5 protein-coding genes are annotated in these 2,333 nt (G+C 62.3%); 1 reads left to right on the top strand and 4 read right to left on the bottom strand.

What is annotated here, in order from left to right:
• The first annotated feature begins 113 nt into the window (after positions 1 to 113).
• Entirely contained in the window at positions 114 to 392 is a 279-nt protein-coding gene (locus KZX42_RS17120; RefSeq protein ID WP_146756761.1) for a hypothetical protein, read from the top strand.
• Here the strand turns inward: KZX42_RS17120 and KZX42_RS17125 are convergent.
• The 4 genes from KZX42_RS17125 to KZX42_RS17140 form a co-directional block, all read right to left on the bottom strand.
• Positions 389 to 1,030 (bottom strand): recombinase family protein, encoded by a 642-nt coding sequence (locus KZX42_RS17125; RefSeq protein WP_282438999.1) that lies wholly within the window; start codon positions 1,028 to 1,030, stop codon positions 389 to 391. The two genes, KZX42_RS17120 and KZX42_RS17125, sit on opposite strands and share 4 nt — an antisense overlap.
• A 14-nt stretch (positions 1,031 to 1,044) precedes the next feature.
• Positions 1,045 to 1,281 carry a hypothetical protein gene (locus tag KZX42_RS17130; RefSeq protein WP_003168399.1) on the bottom strand — a complete coding sequence of 79 codons (237 nt, stop codon included), beginning with the start codon at positions 1,279 to 1,281 and terminating at the stop codon, positions 1,045 to 1,047.
• Positions 1,282 to 1,321: 40 nt separating this feature from the next.
• Positions 1,322 to 1,525 (bottom strand): hypothetical protein, encoded by a 204-nt coding sequence (locus KZX42_RS17135; RefSeq protein ID WP_003168400.1) that lies wholly within the window; start codon positions 1,523 to 1,525, stop codon positions 1,322 to 1,324.
• Between the two features lie 61 nt (positions 1,526 to 1,586).
• Entirely contained in the window at positions 1,587 to 1,820 is a 234-nt protein-coding gene (locus KZX42_RS17140; protein ID WP_112863342.1) for a hypothetical protein, read from the bottom strand.
• Positions 1,821 to 2,333: the final 513 nt, after the last annotated feature.

The raw sequence follows: 2,333 nt of genomic DNA on the forward strand, positions 1-2,333 counted from the left end.
TGGTGGAGCCGAGGGGACGGCCGTGTGGTCGCTTTCGTCGGTCATGGTGGCAGTGCGCGACTCGGTTGGTTAGGAGATCGCCAAGGCTCTGATTGGACGGGGGGAAGGTCAACGTGTGGAAGCTGGATCACATCGTCCCGGCGTCCGATGTTGACGTCGAAGAGCAGCGTCTCGCCGAGGTGCTTGCGAAGGCGGGCTACGATGTCGGGAAGCTGTCGCTGAACGCACTGGCCCAGCAGGTGCTGGCCGAGCGGGCGAAGGCGGTAGTGATGTCTATCGGCATCGAGCCGTCGAACTGGCCGCACTACCCGCTCGGCAATGGCGGCGTCGAGGTGCGCTTCCAGTTCAGCCGCGAGGAAGATCAGGTGAACGCGAGGCTGGCTTTGGCTTAGGCCGGGACGCTCTCCATCGAGCGCTTGATGGCGGTCACCGTCATGGGCGAGGCACGATGGAGCCGGGCGGTGGCGCGGATGCCCTGACCGTCCGCCAACGATTTCCTGATCGCTTCCACACGGTCGTCAGGCATAGGCTTCCGCCCGGACTTCTTGGTCGTGCGACGCAGACCGGCGAGGATGCGCTCTCGGATCATGGCGCGCTCGAACTCGGCGAAGACGCCCAGCATCTGGAACATCATCCGGCCTGAGGGCGTCGAGGTGTCGAGGCCCTGCTGGTGCAGGTAGAGGTCCACATTCTTGGACTGAATGTCGTTCAGGAAGGCCACGAGGTCGGGAAGGCTGCGCCCGAGGCGGTCCACGCTCCACGCCATGATCTGATCGAAGTCCTTGCGCGCCACGCCCTTGAGCAGCGCGTCGTAGCCGGGGCGCCGATCCCGCCCCTTCACGCCGCTGATGCCTTCGTCGGTGAAGGTCGCGGTGACGGTCCAGCCCTGACGCTCGGCGACGGCCAGCAGATCGCGCAATTGGTTCTCGACGGTCTGGTTCTTATCGGCCGTGCTCACACGGGCGTAGATCGCGACGCGCTTGGTCAGGGGTGTTCTCCGATTGCAGTTGGGAGAACGTAAGGGTCTCATGGATCGGCAGAGCGTCAATCAGATCGGGCGAACGACCGCTCTTCCCTCGGCGCGATGAAGAGCCGGTCGCAGTCGTCACCGCTGGTCAATGGGATGACCTCAAACTCTTCCCCTGCCGCCTCCACGGCTTCAGCGGCCAGTTCGTTGAACTCCTGCTCGAAGCCGGATCGGCGGAACAGCACCACGCCGTCCTTGGCGTCGAGCACTCCATACGCCGGGGAGCCTTCGAGAAGGGTGTTGAGCCGATCCATGTTCTTGGAAGGCGTGAGGCGTCGGATGGTTCAGAACGGCTCAGTTGGGAAGTGAGGCGACGATCCCGGCAGGCCGTCGTGCGGGCGCCGTCAGGCGCGGTCGCTCCGCTTCCAGTGCGGCAATGGCGTCGTATTGAAAGGCGAGTCGTAGATAGTGCTGACGATGCTCGACGACGAAGGTCTTGCTGGCCTGCTCTCGGGCCAGCGCAGCCCGCAGTCGATTATAGCTGGTCGGAAGACGCATGCGATCTGAACGCCGATCACAGGGCCGCGCTCCCCAACCGTTGTTTTCGAGGTGACTCCGCTCAGCGAGCATCAACCGCGTCCAGCGGCATGACGAACATTTGGCTGTAGCCTTGATGGCCATCGCTCGTGGTGAAGACCACGAACTCCTCGCCCGCCTGTTCCGCCGCCTCGCGCACGATGTCGCTGAACTCGTCGATGTGGTCGGGCTTGCCGATCAGCGTGAACCCGTCCCGCTCGACCTTTACGTCGTAGGCGGGGGCGCCGTGCTTCAGTTTTTCCAGAAGCCGTCCCATGGCTGAAGCAGAACACGGCTCTGCCAAAGGCACAAGCTGAGCCGGAAAACAGATGGAAGCGGGCACAAAATATCGATTACGCCAGCACTGCGTTTGCGGGCCGTGAAACACAGCGATTTCCACCCCTGTTTACGAGAACGGTCGTAGTGGGATTTTCGAGCGATCTTCCAGCCGATGTCATCGCGATCTGGCTGAAGCCTCTGTCAGGATCGCAGCCGACCTCGCTCCGACTATGCCGCCATCTGCCAGACCGATCTGGCGGCGGCACCCTTGGACACAGGGGGAGAGGGGAGTTTCCCCCTTTATCGGCTCTCCTAATAAGACCTCTATTAGCAAGGCCATTAACGGGGGAAAGTTCAGCAGGAGGACACAGTGGTCGCTCCGCTCCTTTAAGAACCCTCACTCACCACGTCGAAAGATATAGCCGCCGCCAGTTCTTGACCGGTATAAGTAAGGATAGGTGGCGGACACCGTTGGAGGTCATGTTCCAACGAGGATCAGCAGGTCGATCAC

The sequence above is a fragment of the Brevundimonas sp. EYE_349 genome (assembly GCF_023147505.1).
Lineage (GTDB): Bacteria > Pseudomonadota > Alphaproteobacteria > Caulobacterales > Caulobacteraceae > Brevundimonas.

What these genes read in the sequence shown, in the direction of transcription:
- KZX42_RS17125 (WP_282438999.1), bottom strand. Translation starts at nt 1,030, where the DNA reads ATGAGACCCTTACGTTCTCCCAACTGCAATCGGAGAACACCCCTGACC.
- KZX42_RS17130 (WP_003168399.1), bottom strand. Translation starts at nt 1,281, where the DNA reads ATGGATCGGCTCAACACCCTTCTCGAAGGCTCCCCGGCGTATGGAGTG.
- KZX42_RS17135 (WP_003168400.1), bottom strand. Translation starts at nt 1,525, where the DNA reads ATGCGTCTTCCGACCAGCTATAATCGACTGCGGGCTGCGCTGGCCCGA.
- KZX42_RS17140 (WP_112863342.1), bottom strand. Translation starts at nt 1,820, where the DNA reads ATGGGACGGCTTCTGGAAAAACTGAAGCACGGCGCCCCCGCCTACGAC.